At 68.5% G+C, this 26,325-nt stretch carries 24 protein-coding genes and 1 tRNA gene; 13 read left to right on the top strand and 12 right to left on the bottom strand.

Translation table 11 applies throughout. The annotated features are described in order from the left end of the window. The first annotated feature begins 63 nt into the window (after positions 1-63). Positions 64-447, top strand: coding sequence for a cytochrome c (locus M3U25_RS06575; protein ID WP_355497172.1), 384 nt, complete (start codon positions 64-66; stop codon positions 445-447). 7 nt (positions 448-454) lie between these two features. Beyond that, a complete protein-coding gene (locus M3U25_RS06580) occupies positions 455-916 on the top strand; it encodes a cytochrome c (protein ID WP_355497170.1) in 462 nt (153 codons plus the stop codon). 648 nt (positions 917-1,564) lie between these two features. Here M3U25_RS06580 and M3U25_RS06585 read toward each other — a convergent pair. Continuing rightward, positions 1,565-3,295 carry a hypothetical protein gene (locus M3U25_RS06585; RefSeq protein WP_355497167.1) on the bottom strand — a complete coding sequence of 577 codons (1,731 nt, stop codon included), beginning with the start codon at positions 3,293-3,295 and terminating at the stop codon, positions 1,565-1,567. Between the two features lie 13 nt (positions 3,296-3,308). Next, the gene (locus tag M3U25_RS06590; protein ID WP_019800223.1) at positions 3,309-3,905 is read right to left on the bottom strand and encodes an NfuA family Fe-S biogenesis protein; all 597 of its coding nucleotides are present in this window, start codon (positions 3,903-3,905) and stop codon (positions 3,309-3,311) included. 86 nt (positions 3,906-3,991) lie between these two features. Here M3U25_RS06590 and M3U25_RS06595 point away from each other — a divergent pair, with 86 nt between their 5' ends. The 4 genes from M3U25_RS06595 to M3U25_RS06610 all read left to right on the top strand — a co-directional run bounded on the left by M3U25_RS06595 (position 3,992) and on the right by M3U25_RS06610 (position 7,632). Then, the gene (locus M3U25_RS06595; RefSeq protein WP_019798438.1) at positions 3,992-4,333 is read left to right on the top strand and encodes a 4a-hydroxytetrahydrobiopterin dehydratase; all 342 of its coding nucleotides are present in this window, start codon (positions 3,992-3,994) and stop codon (positions 4,331-4,333) included. Between the two features lie 5 nt (positions 4,334-4,338). Continuing rightward, complete coding sequence (locus M3U25_RS06600; protein WP_355497162.1) at positions 4,339-4,776, top strand: energy transducer TonB; 438 nt, start codon at positions 4,339-4,341, stop codon at positions 4,774-4,776. Positions 4,777-4,862: 86 nt separating this feature from the next. Then, positions 4,863-5,684: a zinc transporter ZupT gene (gene zupT / locus M3U25_RS06605; RefSeq protein ID WP_019798069.1), complete on the top strand. Its 822-nt coding sequence runs from the start codon at positions 4,863-4,865 to the stop codon at positions 5,682-5,684. Between the two features lie 127 nt (positions 5,685-5,811). After that, positions 5,812-7,632: a DUF3300 domain-containing protein gene (locus M3U25_RS06610; protein ID WP_355497159.1), complete on the top strand. Its 1,821-nt coding sequence runs from the start codon at positions 5,812-5,814 to the stop codon at positions 7,630-7,632. A 43-nt stretch (positions 7,633-7,675) separates the two neighbouring features. Here M3U25_RS06610 and M3U25_RS06615 read toward each other — a convergent pair whose 3' ends face one another. Continuing rightward, the gene (locus tag M3U25_RS06615) at positions 7,676-8,665 is read right to left on the bottom strand and encodes an RluA family pseudouridine synthase (RefSeq protein WP_355497156.1); all 990 of its coding nucleotides are present in this window, start codon (positions 8,663-8,665) and stop codon (positions 7,676-7,678) included. Positions 8,666-9,068: 403 nt separating this feature from the next. Here M3U25_RS06615 and M3U25_RS06620 point away from each other — a divergent pair, with 403 nt between their 5' ends. Beyond that, on the top strand, positions 9,069-12,641 hold the full coding sequence (locus M3U25_RS06620) for an Rne/Rng family ribonuclease (RefSeq protein ID WP_355497734.1): 3,573 nt from the start codon (positions 9,069-9,071) through the stop codon (positions 12,639-12,641). Between the two features lie 682 nt (positions 12,642-13,323). Here the strand turns inward: M3U25_RS06620 and M3U25_RS06625 are convergent. Next, complete coding sequence (locus M3U25_RS06625) at positions 13,324-13,971, bottom strand: response regulator (RefSeq protein WP_355497152.1); 648 nt, start codon at positions 13,969-13,971, stop codon at positions 13,324-13,326. Between the two features lie 462 nt (positions 13,972-14,433). Here M3U25_RS06625 and M3U25_RS06630 point away from each other — a divergent pair, with 462 nt between their 5' ends. The 3 genes from M3U25_RS06630 to M3U25_RS06640 all read left to right on the top strand — a co-directional run bounded on the left by M3U25_RS06630 (position 14,434) and on the right by M3U25_RS06640 (position 16,705). Then, positions 14,434-14,901 (top strand): GNAT family N-acetyltransferase, encoded by a 468-nt coding sequence (locus tag M3U25_RS06630; protein WP_355497148.1) that lies wholly within the window; start codon positions 14,434-14,436, stop codon positions 14,899-14,901. A 234-nt stretch (positions 14,902-15,135) separates the two neighbouring features. Then, positions 15,136-15,990 (top strand): AraC family transcriptional regulator, encoded by an 855-nt coding sequence (locus tag M3U25_RS06635; protein WP_355497145.1) that lies wholly within the window; start codon positions 15,136-15,138, stop codon positions 15,988-15,990. Between the two features lie 76 nt (positions 15,991-16,066). Beyond that, entirely contained in the window at positions 16,067-16,705 is a 639-nt protein-coding gene (locus M3U25_RS06640; protein WP_355497142.1) for a LysE family translocator, read from the top strand. A gap of 25 nt (positions 16,706-16,730) precedes the next feature. On the opposite strand, the gene M3U25_RS06645 is transcribed toward M3U25_RS06640, so the two are convergent. Further along, a complete protein-coding gene (locus M3U25_RS06645) occupies positions 16,731-17,918 on the bottom strand; it encodes a DUF2252 family protein (protein ID WP_355497140.1) in 1,188 nt (395 codons plus the stop codon). 318 nt (positions 17,919-18,236) lie between these two features. On the opposite strand from M3U25_RS06645, the gene M3U25_RS06650 reads away from it, so the two are divergent. The 3 genes from M3U25_RS06650 (at position 18,237) to M3U25_RS06660 (ending at position 20,215) form a co-directional block, all read left to right on the top strand. After that, positions 18,237-18,815, top strand: coding sequence for a DUF3617 domain-containing protein (locus M3U25_RS06650; protein WP_263392897.1), 579 nt, complete (start codon positions 18,237-18,239; stop codon positions 18,813-18,815). 292 nt (positions 18,816-19,107) lie between these two features. After that, positions 19,108-19,437 (top strand): hypothetical protein, encoded by a 330-nt coding sequence (locus tag M3U25_RS06655; protein WP_242083182.1) that lies wholly within the window; start codon positions 19,108-19,110, stop codon positions 19,435-19,437. A 28-nt stretch (positions 19,438-19,465) separates the two neighbouring features. Continuing rightward, positions 19,466-20,215 (top strand): BPL-N domain-containing protein, encoded by a 750-nt coding sequence (locus M3U25_RS06660; RefSeq protein WP_355497137.1) that lies wholly within the window; start codon positions 19,466-19,468, stop codon positions 20,213-20,215. 66 nt (positions 20,216-20,281) lie between these two features. Here the strand turns inward: M3U25_RS06660 and M3U25_RS06665 are convergent, their stop codons facing one another. The 7 genes from M3U25_RS06665 to M3U25_RS06695 all read right to left on the bottom strand — a co-directional run bounded on the left by M3U25_RS06665 (position 20,282) and on the right by M3U25_RS06695 (position 26,036). Then, positions 20,282-21,586 carry a hypothetical protein gene (locus M3U25_RS06665; RefSeq protein WP_355497134.1) on the bottom strand — a complete coding sequence of 435 codons (1,305 nt, stop codon included), beginning with the start codon at positions 21,584-21,586 and terminating at the stop codon, positions 20,282-20,284. Next, entirely contained in the window at positions 21,579-22,172 is a 594-nt protein-coding gene (locus M3U25_RS06670) for a hypothetical protein (RefSeq protein ID WP_355497131.1), read from the bottom strand. The genes M3U25_RS06665 and M3U25_RS06670 overlap by 8 nt, the downstream gene beginning before the upstream one ends. After that, entirely contained in the window at positions 22,159-22,737 is a 579-nt protein-coding gene (locus M3U25_RS06675; RefSeq protein ID WP_355497128.1) for a hypothetical protein, read from the bottom strand. Before M3U25_RS06675 ends, M3U25_RS06670 begins: the two co-directional genes overlap by 14 nt. Further along, on the bottom strand, positions 22,734-23,297 hold the full coding sequence (locus tag M3U25_RS06680) for a hypothetical protein (RefSeq protein ID WP_355497125.1): 564 nt from the start codon (positions 23,295-23,297) through the stop codon (positions 22,734-22,736). The genes M3U25_RS06675 and M3U25_RS06680 overlap by 4 nt, the downstream gene beginning before the upstream one ends. 203 nt (positions 23,298-23,500) lie before the next feature. Continuing rightward, the gene (locus tag M3U25_RS06685) at positions 23,501-24,520 is read right to left on the bottom strand and encodes a tetratricopeptide repeat protein (protein WP_355497122.1); all 1,020 of its coding nucleotides are present in this window, start codon (positions 24,518-24,520) and stop codon (positions 23,501-23,503) included. A 228-nt stretch (positions 24,521-24,748) separates the two neighbouring features. Beyond that, positions 24,749-24,838: transfer RNA gene (locus M3U25_RS06690), tRNA-Ser, on the bottom strand. A 208-nt stretch (positions 24,839-25,046) separates the two neighbouring features. Beyond that, positions 25,047-26,036, bottom strand: a complete 990-nt coding sequence (locus M3U25_RS06695) for a LysR family transcriptional regulator (RefSeq protein ID WP_160947841.1) — start codon at positions 26,034-26,036, stop codon at positions 25,047-25,049. Positions 26,037-26,325 lie beyond the last annotated feature (289 nt).

A 26,325-nucleotide genomic window follows, 5' to 3' on the forward strand; every position in this document is an offset into this window, starting at 1 on the left:
TACTCGGGCCGTTCCGTGTTCCCCCACGCCGGAACCCCAATCCGTCCTCCGGACCACGAAACCATGCGCACGCAGTCGCTAGCCGCTTGTTTTGCTCTGGCCGTACTCGTTTCTGTTGGGGCCGCCCCGGCCATGGCGCAGACCGCGCCGGCACCCGCCGCTCCCGCCGCCGCTGCCGCGGCACCCGCCCCCATTCAGGGCAACGCCGCCAACGGCCGGGTGCTCACCTACACCTGCCAGGGCTGCCACGGCGTCACCGGCTACAAGAACGCCTATCCCAGCTACCGCATCCCCAAGATCGGTGGGCAGTCGGCGCAGTACCTGACCCAGGCGCTGACCGAATACCGGCTCGGCAAGCGCAAGCATCCGACCATGCAGGCCCAGGCGGAAAGCTTCTCCGACCAGGAGATCGCCGACATCGCCGCTTTCCTGTCCACCCTCAAGTAGGCCTCCCATGCCGAACGCCGCGCACGCCTTGCGTCCCGCCCTCGTCCTGCTTGCCGCCCTGTGCCTGGGGGCCTGTTCGCAATCGCAGGTGGAATCCAACAGTAAATCCGCCGGCGACCCGGGCCACGCCAGCGGCGAGCACGGGTCCGGCTCCTCCGCCGGCCTGCCCGGCGGGCGCATCGACGCCGGCGACAAACTGGCCCACGCCAAGGGCAAGGCCACCGGGCAGAGCTGCATCGACTGCCACGGCGCCGACGGCAACGCGCCGATCGACCCGACCTACCCCAAGCTCGGCGGCCAGTACGGCGACTATCTCGCGCATGCGCTGCAGGCCTACCGCGGCGGTACCCGCACGCATCCGCTGATGAGCCCGCAGGCGGCGCAACTGAGCGACCAGGACATCGCCGACCTGGCCGCCTACTTCGGCTCGCGCAGCAGCCAGTTGCGCGATTTGCACGGTGTGAACTGAGCGGGCGAGGCCTGAAGGCTCAGGTGCAGCGTTGGATGACGTGCGCTGTCGCCTGTACCACGCTGCGCCCAACACGAGCGACGCAAGGGCGCACGGCGTGACCCCGAGGCGCCACGGTCGACGCGTGGCCATCGCATCGCCGCTTTTACTTGCTGCGCGACCGCATTCCAGCCCTATCCATGCGTCCGGCATCACGTCTCAGCGGCTCTTGATGCACACGAAAAGCATCTTGGCCGATGCCGCCGCGGGAAACGTCTAGGCACACGCGTAGGAGCGGCTTCAGCCGCGACTGGGCTTTCCCGCAAATCCGTCGCGGCTGAAGCCGCTCCTAAGACACAGCACGATGCGCGGCAGGTGATTGAAGGTGCCCTTTCGCCGCGACGCGTCCTCATCGCGAAGGCCCAAAGACAACCTGCTTCCGCCACAAGCACGCCGGATGCGCACGCCTTGTGGGAGCGGCTTCAGCCGCGACTGGCCTTCCCGGAGAGGCCCGTCGCGGCTGAAGCCGCTCCTACAGGAGCCGTCCCGGCGTTATTAGAAAAGTGCTCTGACGCCGCTCCCACACAGGGCAAGCTGCATCCGGCTCACGTGTGCTGAAAGCAGGCGATTGGAGGCACCTCATGTTGCGCTGGGCCGGTGCACCGCCGCTCAGCGGCTGCCGTTGTCTTCCTGCAACTCACGCTTGAACGGCACGTTCGGCGGCGGCCGCGCGCCGGCCGGCTGCTCGTTGAGATTGGGGTCGGTGATGCTGCAGCCACCGCCGACCTGCAGGATCGAGATCACGCAGGAAATGCTGCTGCCGGTGCCGGGAATCGGGATCTTCACCGACTTGATGCCGCGCCGCACCCACTCTTCCAGCAGCGTCGCGTTCGGCAGCCAGTACTTGTCGAACGAGGTCGGCGTGTAGTCGTACGGCGGACGCTTGAGCCACTCGCCGGCCTTTTCGATGCGCTCGCGCGTCCAGGTGTCGGTCTCGGAACCGGGCGCGCTGCGCGCCGGCGCCTGCTCGTTGCCGCGCCCCTCGGCCAGGCGCACGCTGCCGTCGGCATTGAACAGGCCACTGCCCTTGCTGGCGCCGGCCCCGGCATCGCCGGGGCGGTTGCGCGCGGCCGCGCCCCAGTCGTCGCCGCGCTGCGGCGTGGCCCAGCCGCCATCGCGGGCGACCGGCGCCGGGCCGCTGCCCGGAGCCGTGGCCTGGCTGCCGGGCGGCGCGGTGCCGAGCGCGGGTGCCGCCGGCTTGGCGGTGCCGCTGGCGGTGGCGGCGACCGAGGCGGCCGCTGCCGGCTGCGCGGTCGGCGCGCTGGCCGGTGCCGCCTCCGGGCTGGCGACCGGGGCGGCCGCCGGCATCGGTGCAGGCGCACTCGCGGTGGCCGTATCGGTGCGCGGCGTCGGGACTTCGATCTGCCGCACCTGCGGCACCTCGGCGCTGCGCAGCACCGGCGTCGGCGCCGGCGTGCGCAGCTGTGGTGCCGGAACCTGCACCTGCGGCAGCGGGGCCGGCACCTCGCGTTCGCGCACCTGCACCTGCGGTGCGGCGGGGCGCGGCACCGCGATGTCGCGCGGACGCAACTGCGCCACGGTCGGCACGTCGGTGACCACCTCGACCTCGCGCACCGGCACCTGCACGTCGGGCGGCACGACCGCGCGCGGTGTGGGCACCGGGACACGCACGCTCGGTGGCGGCGGCAGCACGAAGTCGCGCGTGGGCGTCGGCGTTTCGGTCACCTGCAGTAGCTGCTCCGCCGGTGGCGGTGGTGGCGCACTGGCCGTGGTCGGCGCGGGCGCCGGCACTGTCGGGGTCGGCTCCGCGGCCGGTGCAGGTGCAGGTGCAGCAGCGGCTGGCGGCGTCGGGCGCGGCCGCGCGGACGCGGCGCGCTGCGCACGCGGCGGGATCGGCGACGTCGCCTCCGTGGACGCGGCCGCCTCGGCCGGCGCCCCGCCACCGCTCTCGGCGGGCGTGCCGCGGCCGACGAATTCCACCTGCACGCGGCCGGCGGCGTCCGCATCGGTGCGCGGCGGCAGCCAGCGTACAAACGCCACCCACAGCAGGAAGATGGCGAACAGCAGATGCAGCAGCAGGCTCAGCAGCACGGCGATGCGCCGCCACCAGCGCTGGTCGTACGGCGCCGGATCCCAGTGCTGCCACCACAGGCGGCGGAACGCCTGCCACAGCGGCAAGGCCGGCAGACGCGTGGTCACCGGCGGCTGCGCCGGCGGCATCGCCGCAATCAGCTCCGGGGCGGCGAACGGCCGCGGCACGGCAGGTTGCGCCGCGATCCAGTGCGCCCATGCGTATGGCAGGCCGCTGCGGCGGTCGCGCAGCAGCTTGCGCGGCGTGCGCGCCAACAACACATCAAGGATGTCGGTGGCGCGCGTCACCGGCAGCGGGACGTCAGGCGGCCGAATCGCGCGGAATGTAGGGAGCGCTGCCGCTGTCGTGGTCGGTGGCGTCGCGCACCGCGGTCACCCCCGGCACCCGGCCCATCAGCGTCTTCTCGATGCCCTGCTTCAAGGTCACGTCGGCCATGCCGCAGCCGTGGCAGCCGCCGCCGAAGCGCAGCAGCACCACGCCATCGGCGGACACTTCCTGCACCGCCACGCGGCCGCCGTGCTGGGCCAGTTGCGGATTGACCTCGTTCTCCACCACCCAGCGCACCCGCTCCACCAGCGAGGCGGCTTCGCCCGGTGCTTCGCCCTTGATCTTCGGCGCCTTGATGGTGAGCTGCTGGCCGGTGCCCTGGGTGACGTAGTCGATTTCCGCGCCGTCGAGCCAGGCGACGCTATCGGCCGCCACGTACAAGGTGAAGCCGGCGCAGTCGATCGCCCACTCGTCGCCGGCCAGGTCCGCCGGCTCGGCGAACTCCAGCCGCGCATCGGCACGCGGGGTGCCGGCATCGACCGCGCTCAGGCGCACGCCCATGCCGGGCACGGCCTCGCGTTCGAGCAACTTGCGGAAATGGGCCTGTGCGTTGTCTGAGATCTGGATCATGCGGGTATTCTAGACCCTTCCACGCCCTGCGCTCATCGCGGGCGGTATGTTGATCGGCCCTGTCCGTTCCACCGCAGAGACTCTCCATGAACGACCTGATCCCGCTCGCCCAGGCCCACTGCTCGCCCTGCAAGGGCAGCGAGTACAAACTGACCCAGGCGCGCCTGGCCGAACTGCTGCCGCAGGTGCCCGGGTGGGAAGTCGTCGAGAACGGCAACGCGATCAGCCGCACCTTCCGCTTCCCCGACTATTACCGCACCCTGGCCTTCGTCAACGCGCTGGCCTGGATCGCGCACCGCGAGGACCATCACCCCGACCTGGGCGTGCACTACGACCGCGTGGTGGTGCGCTATTCCACCCACGACGTCGGTGGCCTCAGCGAAAACGACTTCATCTGCGCCGCCAAGGCCTCCGCCCTTTCGGAATGATCCCGATGATCGCTACCGTCGCCGCCCGTCGTCTGTTCCCCCTGGCCTGCCTGAGCGCCGTGCTGCTCAGCGCCTGCGGCCAATCCCAACAATCGCAGCAACACACCGTGGCCCAGCCGCCGACCGAGGTCGCCGCGGTGAAGACGCCGCCGCCGGACTACCCGATCGACGTGGCCTGCGCCGGACTCGGCGGCACGGTGGTGCTGAAGGTGGTGGTCGGCGTGCAGGGCAAGCCGACCGAGGTGGCCGTGGTCACCGGCAGCGGCCAGGCCAAGCTGGACGCCTCGGCGCAGGAGGCCGTGCGCGGCTGGACGTTCAAACCCGCCACCCGCAACGGCCAGGCAGTGCCGTGGACCATCCAGGTGCCGGTCAACTTCAATCCGCCGCAGCCGCGCCCGGACCGCTGCTTCGCGCTGGACGCGCAGGCGCACAAAGCCGGCTGAACCACGGGCGCGCGCGCCGCGCCTTCACGCGACACCCGCACCGCGCCGGGTTTGATCGACGCCTCTTTCCTTGGAGCCGCCGGCGCATGCTGGAGATCCCGCTGCACAATGTCCTGGTCGCGCTCGCCGTGACCCTCGGCGCCGGCCTGGCCACCGGCCTGGGCAGCGTGCTGGTGTTGTTCAGCAGAGGTCCCAATCCGCGCCTGCTCGCCTTCGGCCTGGCGTTCTCCGCCGGCGCGATGGTGTACGTGTCGTTGACCGAGATCCTCGGCAAGTCGATCGCCGCATTCAGCGAGGCCTTCGATCCGCGCCTGGGCCAGGCCTACGCTACCCTGGCGTTCCTGGCCGGCATGGTGCTGATCGTGACCATCGACCGGCTGGTGCCCAACCCGCACGAAAGCCTCAACAGCCGCGATCCGTTGTTTCGCGATGACAACCGCGCCTACGTCAAGCGCGTCGGCCTGCTCACCGCGGTGGCGATCACCGCGCACAATTTCCCCGAGGGCCTGGCCACCTTTTTCGCGACGCTGGAGAGCCCGGCGGTGGGCATGCCCCTGGCCTTCGCCATCGCCGTGCACAACATCCCCGAAGGCATCGCCATCGCCGTGCCGGTGCATTACGCCACCGGCCGCAAGTCCTATGCCTTCGCCGCCAGCCTGCTGTCCGGCCTGGCCGAGCCGATCGGCGCGCTGATCGGCTACGTCGCGCTAGCGCGCTTCCTGTCCGATGCGGTGTTCGGCGCGGTGTTCGGGCTGATCGCCGGGGTGATGGTGTTCCTGGCCCTGGACGAACTGCTGCCGGCGGCCAAGCGTTATGCGCAGGGGCACGAGACGGTGTACGGCCTGGTCGCGGGCATGGCCACGCTGGCCTTGAGTCTGGTGCTGTTCCGCCTGTCCGCGCCGGTCTGAGCGCACCCGCCGGCGCCGGCTGAACGCGGGCTCGCTGGCGTGCGCGGCAGCGCCGCGCAGAAAGGTCGCAGACACCAAGGGCGGCGCATGCTGCGGCCACCTTCGCCCCGCTCCGATGAGGTGTCGCATGGATCTCCGCCCCCTGCCGCCGGCCAGGCTGGCCCTGTTCACCGCGCTGAGCGTGGTGGCGCTGGGCGCCTGCCAGCGACAAGACGCGCCCGCTCCCGCAGCACAGGCCGACGCCGGCGCCCCCGCTGCGGCGCCCGCGCCTGCCCCCTACGTCCCGCCCACCGCCGACCAGCTGTATCAGTTGGTGGCGCCGATCGCGCTGTTCCCGGACAAGCTGTTGGCGCAGACCCTCGCCGCCTCGGTGTATCCGGACCAGGTGGTGTCCGCGCAGGACTGGCTGCGCAACAACCGCACCCTGTCCGCCACCGACCGCCTGCAAGCGGCCGCGTCGCAGCCCTGGGATCCCAGCGTCAAGGCGCTGACCGCCTTCCCGGACGTGGTCGACCAGTTGGCCGGCAACGGCGACTGGACCCGCGCGCTGGGCAACGCCTATGCCCACGATCCCAACCAGGTGCTGGACGCGGTGCAGGTGATGCGCCAGCGCGCGCAGGCGCAGGGCCACCTGCGCAGCACCCCGCAGCAGCGCGTGCAGGTGGTGCAGCGCACCGTGGTGGAACCGGCGCCGGCCTATGCCGACGCGGTGCCGCCGCCGACCCGCACCATCGTCATCGAGCCGGCGCAGCCGGACGTGGTCTACGTGCCGCGCTACGACCCCGACGTGGTCTACGGCGTTCCGGTCAACGTCTACCGCGAATACCGCTACCGTCCGCCGCGCCCCTACTACGACACCGGCGACCTGGTCACCGCCGGCATCATCTCCTTCGGCGTGGGCGTGCTGGTCGGCGACGCGCTCGAACACCACCACCACAGCGTGTTCGGCTGGCTGGAACCGGCGCCGCCATGGCACAGCTGGGGCTGGAACAACTGGGGGGTGAACTGGAACGCACCGCCGTCGGCGCCGAATTACGTGGTCTACCGCAACAGCGTGTACGCGCCGCGCACCACCATCATCAACAACCACTACGACAACCGCAGCTACGTGCACAACGACTACCGCGGCGCGCCAGCCCCGGCGATGCCGATGGGTGGGCCGGCCGCGCAGCAGGCCTTCGCCGCCGCGCATGCCCCGGGCGCCGCGCTGGCTGCCGCGGCGATGGGCGCGCGCACTCCGGCGGCCGCGTTCGGGCCGGCCCGCGCCCAGCCGCCGGCGATGCCGCAGACCATGCCGCACTTCACCAGCCAGATGCTGCAGGCCGGTCGTCCGGTGGCGGCGATGGCGCCGCCGATGCAGCGCCTGCCGGCTCCGGGCACCCCGGCGGCCATGGCCGCCGCGCGCGACCAGCGCCTGCTGCCCGGCTTCGCGCCGCGTGCCCCGGCACCGCAACGCGCCCTGGCGATGGCCCAGGCGAACGCGCCACGCTCGACTCCGTCGATGCCGGTGCCGCAGTTCCACGGCCGGCCGGTGCCGCAGGCACTGTCGCCCACGCCGATGCCGCGCGAGGCGGTCGCCAATCATGGCGGCATGCCGGCGCCGCGCTTCGCCGAACCGCCGCCGCGGCACGGCGACCCGGGCATGCAGCCGTCCGGCTTCGCCCGCGAGATGGCACGCGCGCAGCCGCCGCGCGCGGCGATGCCGGCCGAAGCGCCGCGCGCCCAGGCCTGGCACGCGCCGGCGCCCGAGCGCGAGGCGCGCGCGCCGGAGATGCCGCGCGAGGCGATGCGTGCGCCGATGCCGGAACCGCGCCAGCAGCAGCGCGTGGCCCGGTTCTCTCCGCCGCCGCGCATGCCGGCGCCGCGGCCGGCCGAATCACACCCGGCACAACGGCCGGCCCCGGCCCGCCATGACGGGCACCACGACCACGACCATCACGACAGCTGAACGCAACGCGGGGCGGCCGCATGCCGCTCCCGCCGCGCCGGCCTCAGCCGAGGCGGTTCAGCGCCTCGGCCAGTTCGTCGGCCAGCGGCGCGTTCAATAGATAAGGTGTCTTGCCGGCGTCCAGGGCGAACTCCAGCGACGCGGCATGCAGGAACAGACGTTTGAGTCCGATCTGCTCGCGCAGGCGCTTGTTGACTGCAGGATCGCCGTACTTGTCGTCGCCAGCGACCGGATGCCCCAGGTGCTGGGCGTGCACGCGGATCTGGTGGGTGCGGCCGGTCTCGATCCGCACCTCGCAGTAGGAATGCCCGCCGCGCCGCTCCAGTACCCGGAAATGGCTCAGCGACGGCTTGCCCGCCGCGTTCACCTGCACGTGGCGCTCGCCGCCCTGGCGCAGGCCGATGTGCAGCGGCGCATCCACGCTCATGGTGCCATCGGGCATGCGCCCGACCAGCAGGGTCAGGTAGCGCTTGCTGATGCCGCGGCCCTGGACCCGATCGTCCTCGCGCATCAGCGCCTGCAGCTCGGTCAGCGCCGAACGCTTCTTGGCCACGATCAGCAGCCCGGAGGTGTCGCGATCGAGCCGGTGCACCAGCTCCAGCGACTGATTGCGACGCAGCGCACGCAGCGTCTCGATGGCGCCGAAACTGATGCCGCTGCCGCCGTGGCTGGCGACCCCGGACGGCTTGTTCAGCGCCAGCAAGCGCGCGTCCTCGTACACGATCGCCGCCTCCAGCCGGGCCATGAACGCATCCGGCGGCGCGCTCTTCTCGCCCTCCTCGGTCAGCCGCACCGGCGGGATGCGCACCTCGTCGCCGGCCTCGAGCTTGCGCTCGGCCTTGGTGCGGCCGCCGTTGACCCGCACCTGGCCGCTGCGCATCAGCTTGTAGATCAGGCTGCGCGGCGCGCCCTTGAGCTGGCCGAGCAGGAAATTGTCTACGCGCTGTCCGGCCCTGTCTTCCGGGACCTTGAGAATGCGCACCGCGCTGGTCGCGACATCGCGCGGCTTCGGAGGGATCGGGGGGGAAGTCATCAGGCAGTTTATTCTGTTACACTCGGGGGGCGAGATAAGGGTTTGATTTCGTTGGAAGTTAGTTGAGGGCCAGAAGCCCGGCTTACGACGATTCCGGCACAGTGCGCGACCACCGCCCCCGGGGCGGCCATGTTAGCGGCTCACCGGCCTGCCCGGCCATCGCCGGATGCCGCAAGCGTCCGCGCTGAACATGCCCCGTGCGGCGCCCAGCCTGGCTGGAGTCGCCGCCGGTCCTGAACCACCTAAAAGCAAGAAGCGCTCCCGCGGCTCGCCGTGGTGTCGTAGCGCTGGAAACCCAAGACGCCCACCCCGCGCCTGCGCGATGGGCGACGAAGCGTGACCAGAAGCGAAACCCCATGGCGTTCCGCGCGGTAGCAGCGCGAGGAACGCAACAATGAAGCGAATGCTGATCAACGCCACGCAGGCAGAAGAACTGCGTGTGGCCATCGTGGACGGCCAGACCCTGTACGACATCGACATCGAGCAGCCGTCCAAGGAACAGAAGAAGTCCAACATCTACAAGGGCCGCATCACCCGGCTCGAACCCTCGCTGGAAGCGGCCTTCGTCGAATACGGCGGCGAGCGCCACGGCTTCCTGCCGCTGAAGGAAATCTCCCGCGATTACTTCCAGGCCGGCGTCGACCACAACAAGGCGACGATCCGCGAACTGCTGCGCGAGGGCCAGGAAGTGGTGGTGCAGGTGGACAAGGAGGAGCGCGGCAACAAGGGCGCGGCCCTGACCACGTTCATCTCCCTGGCCGGCCGCTACATGGTGCTGATGCCGAACTCACCCAGCGCCGGCGGCGTCTCGCGCCGGATCGAGGGCGAGGACCGCGCCGCGCTGAAGGAAGCGCTGGACAAGCTGAACATCCCCGACGACATGGGCGTGATCATCCGCACCGCCGGCGTCGGCCGCGATGCCGAAGAGCTCCAGTGGGACCTGGACTACCTGCTGCAGGTGTGGAAGTCGATCGCCGAGGCCGCCCTGGCCAAGCCGGCGCCGTTCCTGATCTACCAGGAATCGCGGCTGATCATCCGCGCCCTGCGCGACTACCTGCGCGCCGACATCGGCGAGATCCTGGTCGACACCGAGGAGATGTACGGCGACGCCAAGGAATTCATGCAGCAGGTGATGCCGCAGAGCCTGCGCAAGCTCAAGCACTACACCGACGACATCCCGCTGTTCAACCGCTTCCAGATCGAGTCGCAGATCGAGGCCGCCTACGAGCGCAGCGTGCGCCTGCCCTCCGGCGGCTCGATCGTGGTCGACCAGACCGAGGCGCTGACCGCGGTGGACGTCAACTCCTCGCGCGCCACCAAGGGCAGCGACATCGAGGACACCGCGTTCCAGACCAACCTGGAGGCGGCCGAAGAGGTCGCGCGCCAGTTGCGCCTGCGCGACCTCGGCGGCCTGGTGGTGATCGACTTCATCGACATGGCCTCCAACAAGCACCAGCGCGAAGTCGAGAACCGCCTGCAGAACGCGCTCAAGTACGACCGCGCGCGGGTGCAGATCGGCCGCATCTCGCGCTTCGGCCTTCTGGAGATGAGCCGCCAGCGCCTGCGCCCGTCGCTGGGCGAATCCAGCCAGATCGTCTGCCCGCGCTGCGACGGCCACGGCCGCATGCGCAGCGTGGAGTCGCTGTCGCTGTCGATCATCCGCGTCGCCGAAGAGCATGCGATGAAAGAGAACACCGGGCAGGTGCTGGTGCAGGCGCCGGTGGAGATCGCCAACTACCTGCTCAACGAGAAGCGCCGCGCGCTCAGCGAGATCGAGAAGCGCCACGACGCGCCGATCGTGATCGTCGCCGACGAGCAGCTGCACACCCCGCACTACGAAGTGACCCGCCTGCGCGAGAACGAGTTGGGCGAGGAAAGCACCAAGCCCAGCTACCAGCGCGGCACCCCGCGCAAGCTGCCGGTGCATGCGCTGACCAAGGCGCAGTTGAACATTCCGGCGCCTGCGGTGACCAATGTGAAGCACTCGCAGCCGGCCCCGGTGCGCGAAGTGGTCGAGGAACCGGCCGCCGCGCCGGCACCGGCCCCGGTCGTCGCGCCCGCCCCGGTCGCGCCGCCGGCCACCGGCGTGGTCGGCTGGCTGAAGCGCATCTTCGGCGCCGGCGACAGCCCGGCCCCCGCCCCGGCCGCCGCCGAGCCGGCGCAGCGTCAGCGCCCGCAGGACGGCAACCGCAACCGCAACGACCGTGGCGATCGCAGCGACCGCAACGCGCGCCGTGACGGCAACCGCAACGGCGGCCAGGGCGGCAATGCCTCCCGCGGCAACGGCAACAACGGCGGCGGCAACGCACGCCGCGACGAGCGCCGCGCCGGCAACGGCAATGGCGCCGCCGCGCCGGCCGGGCAGCAGAACCCGCAGCCCAAGGCGCCGCGCAACGAGCAGGCCACACAGCAGGCCAAGCCGCAGCAGCAGCCGCAGACGCCCAAGCCGCCGAAGCAGCAGCAGCCGCAGAACCCGCCGCGCCAGCCCAAGCCGCAGCAGGAGCCGGCGCAGGCTGCCGCGCAGGGCGACAAGCCGCCGCGTCAGCCGCGCGCCGAGGAAGCCGTCGCCAAGCAGCAGGCCGCGCCTGTCGCGACCAGCCCGGTGACGCCGGTGCAGGACGCCACCACCCTGGCCGCCGCCGCGGTCGCCGGTGGCGCGATCGCCACGTCCCAGGAGCCGGCAGCGGCCGTCGAGGCCACCGCCGCGCCGGCGCAATCGCCGACCGCCGCAGCGACCAGCATCGATGAGCGCGAAAGCGCCGCCGAAACCGCTCAGGCCGAGCCTGCCGGCGAAGGCGCCGAGGGCGAGGACGGGACCGGCGATGCCGGTGGCCGCCGCCGTCGCGGCCGTCGTGGTGGCCGCCGCCGCCGCCGTGGCAATGGCGAAGCCGGCGCCGCCGGCGATGCCGCCGGTCTGGACGACGCCGATCTGGACGCCGGCGACAGCGACGGCGAAAGCGCGCAGGCGCCGAGCCGCAGCCAGCCGGAGTTCGACTTCGACGACGACGCTGCCAGCGACGCGCCCGCGTCCAAGCCGCAGCCGCCCGTGCAGGAGAAGGAGAAGCGCGAGCCGCAGGAAAAGCGCGAACCGCGCCGCGAGCGTGCAGCCGCCGCCAGTGCACCGGCACCGGCCGACGAGGCAGCCCAGGCCCCCGCGCCGATCGCCGTCGACCCCGTGCCTGCGCCGGCCACCGCACCGATGCAGCCGTCCGCGCCGGCCGACGCCGTGATCGCAGCGCCTGCGCCGACCGCGCCGGCCGCTGCGACCCAGGGCGCCAGCGATGCCGCCGTCGCCCACGCCGACACGGTGGTGGCTGCCGCACCTGCGGCACCGGCAGCGGTCGCCGAGACGACGCCGGCAGCGCAGCACACCGTGGGCACCGAGCGCGCCGCGGCACCGGCCGAACGCGCAACGCCAGCCGCCGCACCGGCCGCGCCGCAGCCGCAGGCGGTCACCACCGCCGTCGAGCAACCGACCGCGACCGCCGCCAAGGCGCCGGTCGCGGAGCCGGACGCCGCGGATGCCACGGCCACGGTCGAGGATCCGGCGAGCGTGACCGCGCCGGCGGCAGCCGCAGCCGCAGCCGCGCCGAGCGCAGCACCGGCCGTCACCGCCACGCCCGCCGCTTTCGCGGAGCCACGTGCGGAAGAAGCTGCCCCGGCCAAGCCGGCCTACGCGCCCGTGCAGACCACCATGCTCGACGCCTTCGCCGATGCACCGGCGAAGGTCCCGCACGGTGGTGATGCAGCGGCCGCCGCGCCGACCGAGGCCGTCTCGACCACGTCGGCAATCGGCGGTACCGCAACCTCCGTCGCTGCTCCGGCTCAGGCGACGCCGACGCAAGCGGAGAGCGCGGCTGCGGACGAGGCGGCGCGGAAGGAACGCGAACGCGCTGTCGCCGCAGCACAGTCCGCAGCGCATGCCTCGCACGCCGCGGACAAGGCGGACGGCGACGAGCACAAGGATCGCAGCTGATCCTCGCTCCTTACGTTGCAGCATGAAAAAAGCGGCCTTCGGGCCGCTTTTTTCTTGGGGGCACCCGTGAAACGCGTCCGTCGCTACGGCGCAAGACGTTCGTCTGCACGCGCACGCTCTCCGCGCATCCCGTTCGGCGCAGCAGTGGCAGTGGCGTGGCGTGGCGTGGCAGTGGCAGTGACGGTGGCAGTGGCAGTGGCAGTGGCAGTGGCAGTGGCTCGAAGCCTCGCCGAAGCGCGCTTTGCCGTGGCTCAACGAGATACGCCACCACTCGTAGGAGCGGCTTCAGCCGCGACAACCATCACCGGTACGGCTGTCGCGGCTGAAGCCGCTCCTACGAAAACGGACGGTGGGTGGAGTAGGTATTGCACGGAAGGCAGGCGACCGAAGTGTCTTGAAGGCACACCAATGCATGCATGTCCGTGTGGTTGAAGGTTCGCTGCGGTCGTGAGTGATGCTGGGCGCAGCGCGTGTGCCACCTCCTCCACCGTGCTTGCACCACGTAATGCCGCGGTGGCGCCCAGTCATTCCGGCCGCGGCACGCGCGAGTGCTGGGACGTCGGTGATGCCGGAAGACGCATGGCCGCAGTCGATCCACTGCGGACAGGTCCGCGCGTTCGCGCAAGCACAACGCAAGAGCGGCCCGAAGGCCGCCCTTGTACAGATCGACAGGCGTCGCCGATTACAGCGGGTGCGTCGGATCCAGCAAGCCGTACTGCGTGGCCAGGCGCGCCAGGGCGATGTTGTCCTGGATGCCGACCTTCTCGAACAGCCGTGCCTTGTGCGTGTTGACGGTCTTGGCGCTGAGGCTCAGGCGCTTGGCGATGTCTTCCTGGCGCAGGCCGCGGGTCAGCAGCAGGGCCACTTCCAGTTCGCGCGGCGACAGCGCGTCGAACGGCGAACCGCCGCCCTCCAGATTGGCCAGCGCCAGGTTCTGCGCGATGTTGGCGCCGAGGTAGCGCTTGCCCATGGCCACGTCGCGCACCGCACGCAGCAGCTCCTGCGCGTCGCCGGCCTTGCCCACGTAGCCGGACGCACCGGCTTCCAGCAGGCGCTTGGGCAGCGGACCGTCTTCCAGCACCGAGACGATGATGACCTTGGTGCCGTGGTCGCCCTTGACGATGCGCTCGGTGACTTCCAGCCCGCTGACGCCGGGCATGTGCAGATCGCACAGGACAATGTCCGGCTTCAGCTGCCGGATCTGCGGCAGCGCGGTTTCGCCGCTGTCGGCCTCGCCGACGATGTCGATATCCGTTTGATTCGACAGGATCAGCTTCATGCCCGTACGGACAAGAGCGTGATCATCGACCAGAAAAACCCTGATGGCCATCTCTTATAACCCCAACGCAGCGGATACCGCACCATCCAGCCTATCTGCGTGAATTATTCAGGGCAATACGAATTCGTAGACAAAAGACGACGCTTCACGGGGTGCTCATCCGCACCTCGCGAAACGTCATGTTGTCGTCATCAAAACCCTGCCGAGCTTACTCAAGGCTCGGCACGCAGGGTCGAGTGACCTGCCAGCGCTGTCCTCGGAAGGCGCGCGACGGTCCCTGCGTCAGGCCGAGGCCAGTATGCTGGCACGGCGGGAAAAGCGTTATCAGGACAATCCTGATCTCACGTCAGAATTATCTGACCCTCCCCCTTCCCGCTTCCGGACACCACCCCGCTGCGGATCCCGGACAGGCCCGGCGAAATTTTCCGACAACCCGTTCGGAAACGGCCGATGCTGGCGTGCCGCATTCGACGCAACCACGACGTGACGGGCCGCCTGCGGCACACTGCCCGGGTGAACACCCTCCGTCCTTATGTCGCACAGGACCACGCCGCCTGCCTGGCGCTGTTCGACAGCAACGTCCCGCAGTTCTTCGATCGCAGCGAACGCGCCGCCTTCGAGCACTTTCTGCAGCACGAAACCAGCGCCTGGCACTATCTGGTCATCGTCCGCGCGGGCGCGATCGTGGCCTGCGGCGGCCACGCGCTGAGCGCAGACGGCCACGTCGCCAGCTTCGGCTGGGGCATGGTCGATCGCCGCCTGCACCGCCAGGGCCTGGGCCGCGCACTGACCGAGGCCCGGCTCGATGCCTGCCGGCGCAGCCCCGGTCTGGCGCGGATCGAACTGGACACCAGCCAGCACACCCAGGCGTTCTACGCGCGCTTCGGCTTCACTGTCGAACGCGTCGTGGCGGACGGCTACGGTCCGGGGCTGGAGCGTTGGGACATGGCGCTGGACCTGGACAGCGCGCGCGATCACTGACGCCGTGTCCACCCGCATGCGGCAACCTGCGCCATGCTCGTTGGGTCGGTTTCCCGTCAACGACATCCGCAGTCGGCGTTGCGCGATTGACACTCTGCGCCGCACGTAGATTCGTTCGTGCACCGCCCATGCGCATGCACGATCGTCCCAGGCGGTACCCAAGCCCTGCTGGGGCCGTTCGGTACCATGGCGGCATTGCGCAAGCGCGCCCTCCCCTCCCCGCGACGCATCGCCATGACCCGTTCCGCTCCTTCCGCACGGCTCTCTCGTGACGATCCAACCGCGCTGTTCTGGCGCGACCCGGCGCTGCCGTTCGTCGAAAGTCGCCGTGCCTGCGACAGTCGCGCCTGCTACCGGCCGCACCTGCATCCGACCTACTCCATCGGCGCGGTGGACAGCGGCAACAGCCTCTTCAGCGGTGCCGACGTCGGCCCGATCGCGCTGCACCCGGGAACGCTGGTGTTTGTCCCGGCCGAGCGCGTGCACGCCTGCAATCCCGCGCCGGATTCGGCGTGGAGCTACCAGATGCTGCATCTGGAAGCGGACTGGCTGCACGCGCTGCGCGAGGAAAACGCCGGTGCCCCCACACGCGCGGCCGAGCCGATCCGGATCGTCGATGCGCCGGCGACCTACACGCGCTTCTGCCAGCTTAACGCGCTGCTGTTTTCCGACGTCGATCCCGGTGCCAAGGAAGCCGCGCTGATCGCGTTCATCGGTGATCACGACACCGCGCAAGGGATGCGGATCGAGCCCTCCTGCGCACCGGCGCATCTCGCCGCGCAGCTGCGCCCGGCGCTGCAACGCCTGCGCAGCGTCCCTGCCGCCGACATCGCCCTGCAGGAATTGGCCGATCTGGCGGCAATGAGCCGCTATCGCCTGATCCGTGCATTCCGCACCCTCACCGGCATGACGCCGCATGCCTGGCAGCTCAATGCACGCATCACTCTCGCCAGAGCGCGGATCCGCCAGGGCACGCCGTTCGCGGACCTGGCACAGGAACTGGGCTTCGCGGACCAGGCGCATTTCCAGCGCGTGTTCAAGGCGCATGCGGGCGTCTCGCCGGGCCGCTTCCGGCGCTCGCCTGCGTAGCGGCCGCGCAATTTCGTTCAATCCGCGCCCGGCTGCGATCGGCACACTGCGACGCACCGCGTTCACGTGTGGCCCGATGGAACAGTTCCTGATGATCGCCGCAGCGCATTTCCTGGCGCTGCTCTCGCCTGGCCCCGACTTCTTCCTGGTTGCCCGCACCTCGCTGTCCGCCGGTTGGCGCATCGCCAGCGGCGCCTGCATCGGCATCGCCCTGGCCAACGGCGTGTTCATCGTCGCCGCCTTCGCCGGCACCGCGGCCCTGCGCGCGGACAGCCGCGTGTTCGTCGTCCTGCAACTGGCAGGTTGCGCCTACCTGCTGTATCTGGGTGTGCTGTTCCTGCGCCACGCCGGCCATGGCACGCTGGACGTCTCCGGTCAGCCAGGTCGCGCGGCTCCCGCAGCGTCGCTCGCCGCGTGGTGGCGCGCGGCCGGCATGGGCGCGCTGTCCGGCCTCCTCAATCCAAAGAACGCGTTGTTTTATGCCAGCCTGGCGGCGATGCTGACCGGGCCGCATGCCAGCGCCGGCTGGAAGACGTTCTACGGCGCCTGGATGTTCGGCGTGGTGCTGCTATGGGACCTGCTGGTGGCCGTACTGGTCGGCAACCGGCTCGTTTTGCACCGCTTCGCGCAGGCGTTGCCGTGGCTGGAACGCGGTTCCGGCATCGTCCTGATCCTGCTCGCCGTGGGCGTGCCGGTGGCACTGGCGCTGCGCTGAAGGACGCGCCGCGTGGCATTCGCCGTCAGGCGGCCAGCGCGTAGCGACGGCAGTGCTCCAGATAGCCGGCCTCGTGATGACCGGCGAGCGCGACCACACTCTCCCAGAGCCACGACGGGGTGTCGATGGCCTTGCGCCGGTCGGCATCCAGCAGTTGCAGCCACGCCGCGCGCGTGCCGGGCTTCATCTGCCGAGCGTGCGCCTTGCCGACGACGAAGGCGAGATAGCGCGCCGAGCGCACCGCCTCGACGTGATTGAACTGGTCGACCTCCAGCTTCAGGTCGCGCGGCGACAGTTCGCGGATGAACAGCGAGCGGCCCAACAGATGCACCGGCAGCATCCGGCTGCCCAGGTACGGCGACAGCGCCCGCGCCGCGGCGGCCACGCGTTCGGCGTTGTCCGCCGGCATCCCCGCATCCGGCGCCGCCGGCGCGATCGGGGCGACCGCCTCCTTCAGATCGACCAGCGCATACGACCAGTGGCCCTTGCCGGTCTTCAAGGCGACGATCGCCGCGTAGCGCAGCAGGCCGAGCGAACTGCAACCCTTCATCCAGTACGCGGCATCGACCAGGCGTACCTCGCGATCCTTGGGCTTCCCCTTCAGCGACAGCACCATCTGCGCCACCGCCGGATCGGCGAACAGCCGTTCCAACGCCTCGCGCTCTTCCGGCGCCAACGCCCAGAACTTCTCGCCCAGCGGGATGCGCGGCTCCACCGCCTGCAGACGCTCCTTGGCCAGGTGGCGCCAGCGCCGGCCGAAGGCCTCGCGGCGGATGCTGCGCACGGTCTCCGGTTCGGCACCGGGGTGATCGCGGGCCGGATCCTCGATGGCGGCGCCGTAGCCGTCGACCATCGTCTCCATCATCCGTGCAGTGGTAACGCCGGGCAGGTCCGAACCGCGGGCCGCGGTGGCCAGCGACAGGCCCAGGCGGATGAGATCGTGCGCAGGATTGCCGATCACGCCCTGGTCGAGGTCGCGGATCTGGATCTCGACACGTCCCTCGCCGTCGGCAACCGGACCCAGGTTGCCGAGATGGCAGTCGCCGCAGATCCAGATCGCCGGGCCCATCGGCACGCGGCGCGCCGCCGGCGACGCCGCCAGCCATTCGTAGAACCTGGCCGTGTTGCCGCGCACGTAGGCGTGTGCGGAGCGGGCCATCTTCAGGGTGCGCTTGCGTTCGAGGATGACGGGACGTTCGGCGAGGCTGGGCATCGAAGGGCGAACCTGGAGCAGATGGCGTGGAGGTCACGCGCGGCGGCGCCGACGCTAGCAGAGCCGAACGGAATGGTCCGTGCACGACACACATGCGTTCGCACTGCGCGCCGCTGTCGGTGGCCTCGCGCGCCTGCACAGTGGCCGAGGGGCTGTCTTGTCCGGCAACGGAGTGAATCTGCCGCGATCGATCCTTCCCCCTCGCGGACGCCTGCTGCATGCTCATGCGCGCACCGGCGGCAGTCCGCGGCGTCGACGTGATCTTAATCACGCCCCCGGCTATGCTCCGCGCACTTCACATAACTTAGGGAGAAGTTCATGCGTCTGACCATGCCGGCAACGCTTGCTGTGTGTGTGCTGCTCGCCGCCTGCAGCAAGGGCGGCGACAAGAACGGCGACAATGTCGCGATGTCCAACGCCTCGGTCGCCGACGTGGCCAAGGTGCAGGCGGCCAAGCTGCAGCCCGGCGAATGGGAGATGCGGATCGAGCAGGTGAGCAGCGAGACCACCGGCGGCTCCGGCAACATGCCGCAGATGCCGAAGGTGCCGCCGAGCACCACCAAGGTGTGCCTGACCGCCGAGCAGATCAACAATCCGTCGAGCATTTTCGGCAGCGCCTCGCCGATGCAGAAGAACTGCGTGTACGACACCTTCAACATGAAGGACGGCAAGATCGACGCGAAGATGCATTGCGCGATGGGCGACATCAAGATCGAAGGCACCAGCACCGGCACCTTCAGCGCCACCGAGATGGCGTCGGAATCGCACTCCACGGTCAGCGGGCTGCCCGGCGGCATGTCGATGAAGACGCACATGAAGCTGGACGGTAAGCGCCTGGGCGAGTGCCAGCCGGGCGACGTCAAGGCGGGCGATACCAAGGCGCCGGCTGCCGGCTGAGCGCGCCTGTCCTGATGGCGACGCCCAGCGTCGCTTCCGGGGACATCCCAGTCCTGTTCTGTTCCAAGCGCCGCGACGAGACCCGTCGCGGCGTTTTTCATGTGCGCGCGTCGGCGCTTGCCGCGGCGCGATCCACCCTCTGAACAGTTGCCTGCGCAGCGAGGCACTGGCCTGTTCATGCCTGGTTGCAGACGAATCGGCTGAATGTACGTCGCCCAGGCCAGTCTCCAGCGACAGCCGCGCCGCTCTTTGCGTCCGTGCCGTGCCGACCCACAACGAACAGGAGACACCCATGCGCAACACCCTTCTGGCCATGATCATCGCGCTGGCGGCAGTACCCGCCCTGGCGAGCGCACGCGCGCCGGCGCCCGACTGTCACGCGGTGATGCTCGCCACGGTGAAGGACGACATGCAGAACACCTGGAACAAGGGCCAGACCTTGCCGGTGGACATCGCGCGCGACACGCCGTCGGGCGGCGCGTTCTGCACGCATGGCGGCAGCTGCCTGCCGCGCAAGGTGGCCGGCAAGGAAGCGGTTCGCCTCACCGATTGCAAGATCGGGCCGTCGATCGGCGACGGCGACTACCGACTGGTCGCATTGCCGCGTTCGCACAAGCACTAAATTTCCGACTGCGCCAGGAGCGCCAACCATGAAACGTCCATTGCGACTGGCGGCGCTGTGCTGCCTCGCGTTCGCGTGCGTGTCCGCGGCGAACGCGCAACCCACGATCCGTGTCGCGGTCTATCGCGGCGCAGCCGGCTGCGACGATTGCTCCGAAACCGCCAAAGACGCGATCGAGGCACTGAGTCCGCAGTACAAGGTCGACATCATCGGCCCGATGGAGGCGCAAGACGTCACGCCCGCCACCCTGCGCGGCTATGCGGTCTATGTGCAACCGGGCGGCGGGCAGGACATTCCGGCCGCGCTGCAGGCGATGGGCGAGCGCCGGATCGCCGCCATCCGCGACTTCGTCGCGCGGGGCGGCGGCTATCTGGGCCTGTGCATGGGCGCCTATCTTGCCGATGACACCAACATGGGCCTGATCGACGACGATCTCGATGGCGAGGTCGGGCGGCCCGGCTTCCCCGTCACCACCATCGATGAGGAGGCCGTCGCGGTGCGCTGGAAGGGCCGCCCCGACAGCGTGTTCTTCCAGGACGGCCCCTACTTCCCGAAGAGCACCCAGGGCGGCTTCCGTGCGCTCGCCACCTACGCCAATGGCGATGTGGCCGCGGCGCGCTACAGCTTCGGCCGCGGCACCGTCGTGCTCAGCGGTCCGCATCCCGAGGCGGACCGGAGCTGGTTCGAACAGGCCGAGATCCCGCTGGACAGGATGCCCAGGACGCCGGTCCTGCAGGCGCTGTTCGACGAGTTCGCCACGCAGTCGTCGCGGCCCTGATTCTATCGGTGCCGACCGCCGGCTGACGCGTCCCCCTCCCGATGCCGACGGCTCGGGCGGCGCGGACTACTTCAACGCCCGCCAGCTCCGACCGGCCCGGAAGGCGCGCTCCAGCGTCGCCGCGAGCAGGCAGATCTTCAGCGTCTGCGGCAGGATGCCGTCGCCGGGATCGCTGGGCGTGCCCAGCACCACCGACAGCTGATTGGCGATCGCCTGCCACACCACCTGCGGATGCGGGCCGATCAGGCGGGTCAGGCCCATCCAGGCCCAGGCCGAGGCCCAGTCCAGGGCGCGATACAGCACGATCAGCGTCACCAGCGCCGCCAGCCCGGTGGCGCCGGCCAGTTGCACGCTGTTGGCCGCAGCGCGATAGCGCGAGGCGGTGCCCGCCCAGAAATGGCCGATGAAGTCGCGTAGCCAGGTCGGCAATTTCCGCCACAGTCCGAGCGTGCCGTCGACCTTGCGCGACCACCCGGCCGGCGCGTTCAATTCGACGTTGTGCACGTCGTAGCGGTAGATCAGCGCGGCCAAGGCCAGCCAGACCACCGGCAACAACGCAGAAAAGAATATCGCCACCAGCGTGTCCGCCACACCCGGCGGCGCCTGCTCCACCGCGCCCGGCAGCGCGGCATGCGCGACGCCGATGGGATGGCTGATGCCCTGCCACAGTTGCTGGCCGAGATCGGCGATGCGCAGATGCGCCAGCCAGCGGAACAGCCCACCCTTCCATTCGGTGAGCACGTACATGCCGACGAAGGTCCAACCGGCTTCGCACAGCACGATCAACATGCTCCACATCGGATGCGCGCTGCGCTGCTTCTGTTTTTTCGCGCCGCGCCGGATCAGCCACAGCAGTGCCACCGACGCCACTAGCCACCAGCCGCCGGACACCTCGAACAGCGACCCGCGGTAGGTCGGATCGAACGGATTGAACTGCCCCAGGCCCTCGCGCCCATAGGCGCGGATGGTCTCGCCAAGGAAACCCCAGGCGGCGTAGTAGGCGAAGAACGGCACCAGCGCCTGCGACACGATCGCCGACAGGCGTCGCAAGCGCGCCCTGCCCTCGTCCTGTACTGTCGTCGCGTCGGTCTGGTCGGCCAGCGCCGCGCTGGCGACCCCGGGCAAGGCCGGGCGCAGCGTCTCGAACAGCAGGACGAAGATCACCAGCTTGACCAGCACCACCAGCGTCAGCGACAGCAAGCCGGCGAGCCGGTTCTGGTAGCCGATCCACACCGCCGCCTGCAGCAGCAGTTCGTTGAGCAACACGCCGGCCAGCGCCACGGCCAGCAGTTGCGGCAGATAGCGGAACCACAGCCGCAGCGTGTCGCCGATCAGCCCCATCGGCCCGCCGCGCAGCGCCAACTCAGTCATGGCCTTGCCCCCGCGCGAAACGCAGATAGTGCGGGCGACCGCCGCGCGTGCTCACGGTGAGTTGCAGCTGCGCAGCCATCGCACGTGGCACCAGGTAGTAGCCATCGATCGCCAACGGCACGCCCGGCTTGGCCGCGGACACCGCCAATCCATCACAGGCCACGCCGGGCGACTCGCCAGGCTTGGCCAGGGCACGCCGCAACAGGTCCGGCACGGTATCGATCGCCGACCAGGAGCGACCGGCACCGTCGACCAGCTTGAGCGTGCAATCGCTCCACTGCGCGCCGGATGCACCCGGCACCAGCGTCAGCCGCGTGCGCACGAACGTGCGATCGGCGGGCAGTCCTGGCTCAAGCGGCAGCACATCGACCGAGGCGAGCCGAACGGCGGCGCCGTCGTAGTCCACGGTCTGCGCCATCGCCACATCCACCGGCCGCCATTCGCGCGCATGCAACAGTTCCCGCACGTCGCGCCAGCCGGTCGCGGCCATCGTGCATGGCACCAGCACCACCAATGCCGCCAGCGCGAGCCAGCGCGTGCGCCGCTCGGAAACGGCCGGGGCCACGTCGCGGTCAGAGGCGTGCATGCAGCGCATCCAGATCGAGCACATCGGTGACCGCCGCTGCGGGCGGGAGGGGCGGATAGCGCACCTGCGCCTCGGCCGTCAGCTGCGGGTCGCGGTCTTCCGACAGCACCAGCGTGCCGCCTGCCCTGGCGAGCGCGGAAGGCAGTTCGAACACCAGCACGTCCTTGCGCTCCAGCCCGGGCTGCAGCGTCTTGATCGACGACAACACCGCATCGCCCATCTCCGCGCGGCCGCTGGCGCGATAACGACGGCCATCGGGCGTCGCCCAGACCCGGCCGTACACGCGCGCGGTCGCGCGCGCGACCTTCGACCGCACCGGCACCACCAGCCACACCCCGCCGCTGTCGCGCTGCTGCACTGCGCCCGCCGCCTTGAAGCGGATCGTATGCGCGAGTTGCGGCGCGCCGGCGTCCACAGCCAGATTGTCGGTCTGCACCCAACCGCCCGGCGCTCCGGACACCGCGATCGGGCCCGTAATGCGCTCGTAGCGCGGCATCGTCCAGCGCATCCCGGCAAGCAGCACGAAGCCGAGCACCAGGATCGCGATGCCAGCCAGCCGCTTCACGGTTCACCCGCCTGTGCGCCGGCACGCGCTGCGCCAAGCGGCAGTTCCACGACCCCGACCGGATGCGGATCGGTCCACAGCGGCTGCGCGTAGAGATTGTCGAAGGCCTTGAAAGTCCTAGCGGTGACGTCGAAGCGCAGGCGCGCAGCCGTCTGCTCCGTCGCCGGATACGTCCACACCAGAGCGACCTGTTCCGGCAGGCCAGGTTGCAACTCGGTGGTCGCCGCGCGATCGCGCAACAGATAGGCCGTCGGCCGCGCATCGGCCCCGCGCGGCGGTGCCTTCAACGCCACTGCCTGCACCAGCGATCCGCTGGTCTGCGTGGTGCGATTGGTCGCCTGCAGATACAGCATGATCGCCTTGCGACCGTCGCGCGACACCAACTCGCCATCCGGTAACCGGTCACTGCTCTCTACGTGATCGAAGCGCAGCGACCATTCGCCTGCGGCGACGTCCTTTCCGGCATGCAACGCGGGCGGCACCGGCACCTCCTTGGCCTCGAACAAGCCGATGCCCCACCCCACCACGATCGCGGCAATGCCACCGATCCCGGCCAGCATCCGTGTCCGCCACTGTCCTAGAGACGCTTTGCTCGCCAAACCGGATGACCCTTCTGGAAGCTCGGCCGGACGGTATCACTAGGTTACTAAAATTTTCAACCCATCGAATGAATTAAATGGCGGAAAATATTTTTGTTTACTCTTCAAGCAATGCAACCCTTAGCCGCCATTCAATTCAGCGAATAAATCATTAGCTGATAGAACTAAGCTTTCGCGAAAGCCAAACCCTCTATGTCAATAATTATCTTATCAACATTTGGATTCACCCTAAATTCTTTGAAATGAACAGACCTATCAACGTATCCTTTAATTTCAGCCTTCGACAATGAATATGCCCTGGATAGATGCTTAGAGAATTTACTAACATCATCATCGAGAAAACTAATGATTGCCATGTTGAACGCTACAACAGCCTCAGCATGCCTTGATTGACCACCAAAATTTGCCGCATCTAGAAGTCGCCTTGCCTTTTCACCGTCCCCGGTTAGCTTTTCACAAAGCGCCAGATTAGAAAGCGTGAATGCATCATACCTCCCTTGCCTGATAGATGCGGAAAGTATATTTGCGGCATCCGAAACCAGAGCGCTATGCAAAAGCGTGAATGCAGCATTATTTTTATCAGCAACCATGCCATCAGTATACCGAATTTTAGACTTTTTATATTTTTTATATGCCCAAAAAACCACCAGAGCGAAAATGGCCACAGATATGGGAACAATATTCCCCGACGCACGATTAAACTTGGCACTTCTGGTATCTGAAGAATCAATCGCTGGCGCCCAGGCTTTTGCTTTACCAAAGCTATCATCACTACGCAGCGTAACAACTGGTTTACTTGGGCCAGTTATGAGAAAGTTTACAGTAACGACTTCGCGCGGCAGCAATTTGGGGAATTTTAGCAGCACTTCATTCCCATGAATTTCCTGCTCTACTCGAGGACCTTGAGGAGCATCAATCGCTATATCTTGAACCGCACCAGCGGAAAATTTTATAGTTGCAACAACATTACTTGCAGGCACCTCGCCAGAATTTCCCACATCCATAGTGCTAAAAGATATTTTTTGTTTATCACCTGAAAACTGACTTGCGCCCTTTACAGTGTAGTATAAATCCTCTACAGGCTTATTAACTGGCTCTTTAGTCACATAGTAAACAATCACGCTAGCAACGACTGTCACTGCCAGAGTCGCTAGAGAGCCGACTATAGTGTCCTTCCAGTTCATAAATTCCCCCCTCCATAAAATCCAGAATTAGTCAAACACTCTAACATTCGCAGCCATCAATGCAAGATAACCCCATCACCTGATTAGCAGCGTGCCAGACCTAAAAATTCATCCGCAACTTCAATTAAAAACAAACAGCTGCCGCCAATTAATTTTTAATCCCCAAAAGTAGATAAATAATCGCACCAAAAGGTTCAATACCTACATCTACTCACTCGGTAAGCACGTTGGCGGAGAGAGTGGGATTCGAACCCACGGAAGGTTTGACCCTTCGCCGGTTTTCAAGACCGGTGCCTTAAACCGCTCGGCCATCTCTCCGTTTGCGAACGCGGCGGTGCTGCGGACGAGCGTCGCAGCCGCTTGAAGCGCAACGTCGCAGGAGTGCGACGCTACTGTGCCTGCCCCGTTTGAGGCGATCGCTGCCTCTAACGACACGATGCAGCACGACCGGGCCACAAACACAGGCGCGCATTTTCGCACGCCCGCGTCGGTTTTGCTCGGCCAGCGTGCCCGGCCGGCGTCTGGATCAACCCGCCTCGACCGCCATCGCGCCCAGGGTCGAATGCTTGGCCTTGGTGCGTTCGGGGCAGTTGCCGCCGCAGTCCAGGCGCGAGGCTTCGATCTGGCGCGGCAGGTGTTCGGCGAGGAAGTCGATGAACACGCGCACCGCCGGCAGCAGGCCGCGGCGCGAAGCGAACACGGCGTGGCAGATGCCCTGTGGCAGCGACCACTCCGGCAGCACCACTTCCAGTTCGCCGTTGCGCACGGCTTCGGCGCAGACGGTCTCGGGCAGCAGGGTGATGCCGAAGCCATCCTTGACCATGGACTGCAGCAGCGGGAAGTCGAAGCCGGCCACGCGCGGCTGCAGGTCGACGCGGCGCACTTCGCCGGCCGGGCCGTGCAGTTCCCAGCGCTGCCGCGCCTCGTCCTCGCTGATGCTGAGGGTGACGTGCGAGGTCAGTTCCTCTGGGTCCTTGGGGCGGCCGGCGCGGTCCAGGTACTTGGGGCTGGCGACCAGCAGTTCCTGGACCTGGCCGAAGCTGCGCATCACCAGGCTGCCGTCGTCGTCCAGGCGCGAACGCACGCGCAGGGCGACGTCGTAGCCTTCGTTGATGATGTCGACACGGCGGTTGCTGATGTTCAACTGCAACCGCACCTTGGGGTACTGGTCGAGGAACATCGGCAGCAGCTTGGGCAGCTGCATCTGCGCCAGCGACACCGGCACGCTGACCCGCACCAGCCCGCGCGGCTCGGCGCTGAGCCGGTCGACCACTTCGCGCGCAGCCTGCGCCTCGGCCAGCATGGTCTGGGCGTGGCGATGCACGCTCATGCCCAGGTCGGTGACGGCGAAGCGACGCGTTGAGCGCTGCAGCAGGCGCACGCCCAGATCGCTCTCCAGCTGGCTGATGCGACGGCTCAGGCGCGACTTGGGGATGCCCAGGGCGCGTTCGGCGGCGGCGAACCCGCCGTGGTCGACCACCATGGCGAAGTAGTACAGATCGTTGAGGTCGTGCATGTTCTTTCGATATTTAGAACGATGGGGACAATCGGATCCTGTTCATTCTACTCCTACAACGATTTGCGCTGCAGGGACGCCGGTCGCGCTCGCAGGACGCAGGCACGCCTGGACGACCCAGGGTAACCCTGGCCGGGCTAGCGCGAAGTGACGGGTGCGAGGTCTGGTGCACGCGGGACGCCGTTTGCGGCGAGTGCTGCATGGCGTGCATGGGCGGGCAGGCGACTGCCCTGCCCCGCCAGGTCGACAACATGCGGGTGCACAGCGCGTCGCGTGCGAAATGGGCAAT

The sequence above is a fragment of the Xanthomonas sp. PPL134 genome, assembly GCF_040595915.1.
Taxonomy (GTDB): Bacteria; Pseudomonadota; Gammaproteobacteria; order Xanthomonadales; family Xanthomonadaceae; genus Xanthomonas_A; species Xanthomonas_A indica.

Coding starts and splice junctions, on each gene's coding strand:
- M3U25_RS06695 (WP_160947841.1), bottom strand. CDS start 26,036: ATGCACGACCTCAACGATCTGTACTACTTCGCCATGGTGGTCGACCAC.
- M3U25_RS06650 (WP_263392897.1), top strand. CDS start 18,237: ATGCGTCTGACCATGCCGGCAACGCTTGCTGTGTGTGTGCTGCTCGCC.
- M3U25_RS06580 (WP_355497170.1), top strand. CDS start 455: ATGCCGAACGCCGCGCACGCCTTGCGTCCCGCCCTCGTCCTGCTTGCC.
- M3U25_RS06625 (WP_355497152.1), bottom strand. CDS start 13,971: ATGGCCATCAGGGTTTTTCTGGTCGATGATCACGCTCTTGTCCGTACG.
- M3U25_RS06575 (WP_355497172.1), top strand. CDS start 64: ATGCGCACGCAGTCGCTAGCCGCTTGTTTTGCTCTGGCCGTACTCGTT.
- M3U25_RS06595 (WP_019798438.1), top strand. CDS start 3,992: ATGAACGACCTGATCCCGCTCGCCCAGGCCCACTGCTCGCCCTGCAAG.
- M3U25_RS06670 (WP_355497131.1), bottom strand. CDS start 22,172: ATGCACGCCTCTGACCGCGACGTGGCCCCGGCCGTTTCCGAGCGGCGC.
- M3U25_RS06680 (WP_355497125.1), bottom strand. CDS start 23,297: ATGCTGGCCGGGATCGGTGGCATTGCCGCGATCGTGGTGGGGTGGGGC.
- M3U25_RS06635 (WP_355497145.1), top strand. CDS start 15,136: ATGACCCGTTCCGCTCCTTCCGCACGGCTCTCTCGTGACGATCCAACC.
- M3U25_RS06660 (WP_355497137.1), top strand. CDS start 19,466: ATGAAACGTCCATTGCGACTGGCGGCGCTGTGCTGCCTCGCGTTCGCG.
- M3U25_RS06645 (WP_355497140.1), bottom strand. CDS start 17,918: ATGCCCAGCCTCGCCGAACGTCCCGTCATCCTCGAACGCAAGCGCACC.
- M3U25_RS06600 (WP_355497162.1), top strand. CDS start 4,339: ATGATCGCTACCGTCGCCGCCCGTCGTCTGTTCCCCCTGGCCTGCCTG.
- M3U25_RS06615 (WP_355497156.1), bottom strand. CDS start 8,665: ATGACTTCCCCCCCGATCCCTCCGAAGCCGCGCGATGTCGCGACCAGC.
- M3U25_RS06610 (WP_355497159.1), top strand. CDS start 5,812: ATGGATCTCCGCCCCCTGCCGCCGGCCAGGCTGGCCCTGTTCACCGCG.
- M3U25_RS06685 (WP_355497122.1), bottom strand. CDS start 24,520: ATGAACTGGAAGGACACTATAGTCGGCTCTCTAGCGACTCTGGCAGTG.
- M3U25_RS06590 (WP_019800223.1), bottom strand. CDS start 3,905: ATGATCCAGATCTCAGACAACGCACAGGCCCATTTCCGCAAGTTGCTC.
- M3U25_RS06620 (WP_355497734.1), top strand. CDS start 9,069: ATGCTGATCAACGCCACGCAGGCAGAAGAACTGCGTGTGGCCATCGTG.
- zupT (WP_019798069.1), top strand. CDS start 4,863: ATGCTGGAGATCCCGCTGCACAATGTCCTGGTCGCGCTCGCCGTGACC.
- M3U25_RS06665 (WP_355497134.1), bottom strand. CDS start 21,586: ATGACTGAGTTGGCGCTGCGCGGCGGGCCGATGGGGCTGATCGGCGAC.
- M3U25_RS06655 (WP_242083182.1), top strand. CDS start 19,108: ATGCGCAACACCCTTCTGGCCATGATCATCGCGCTGGCGGCAGTACCC.
- M3U25_RS06640 (WP_355497142.1), top strand. CDS start 16,067: ATGGAACAGTTCCTGATGATCGCCGCAGCGCATTTCCTGGCGCTGCTC.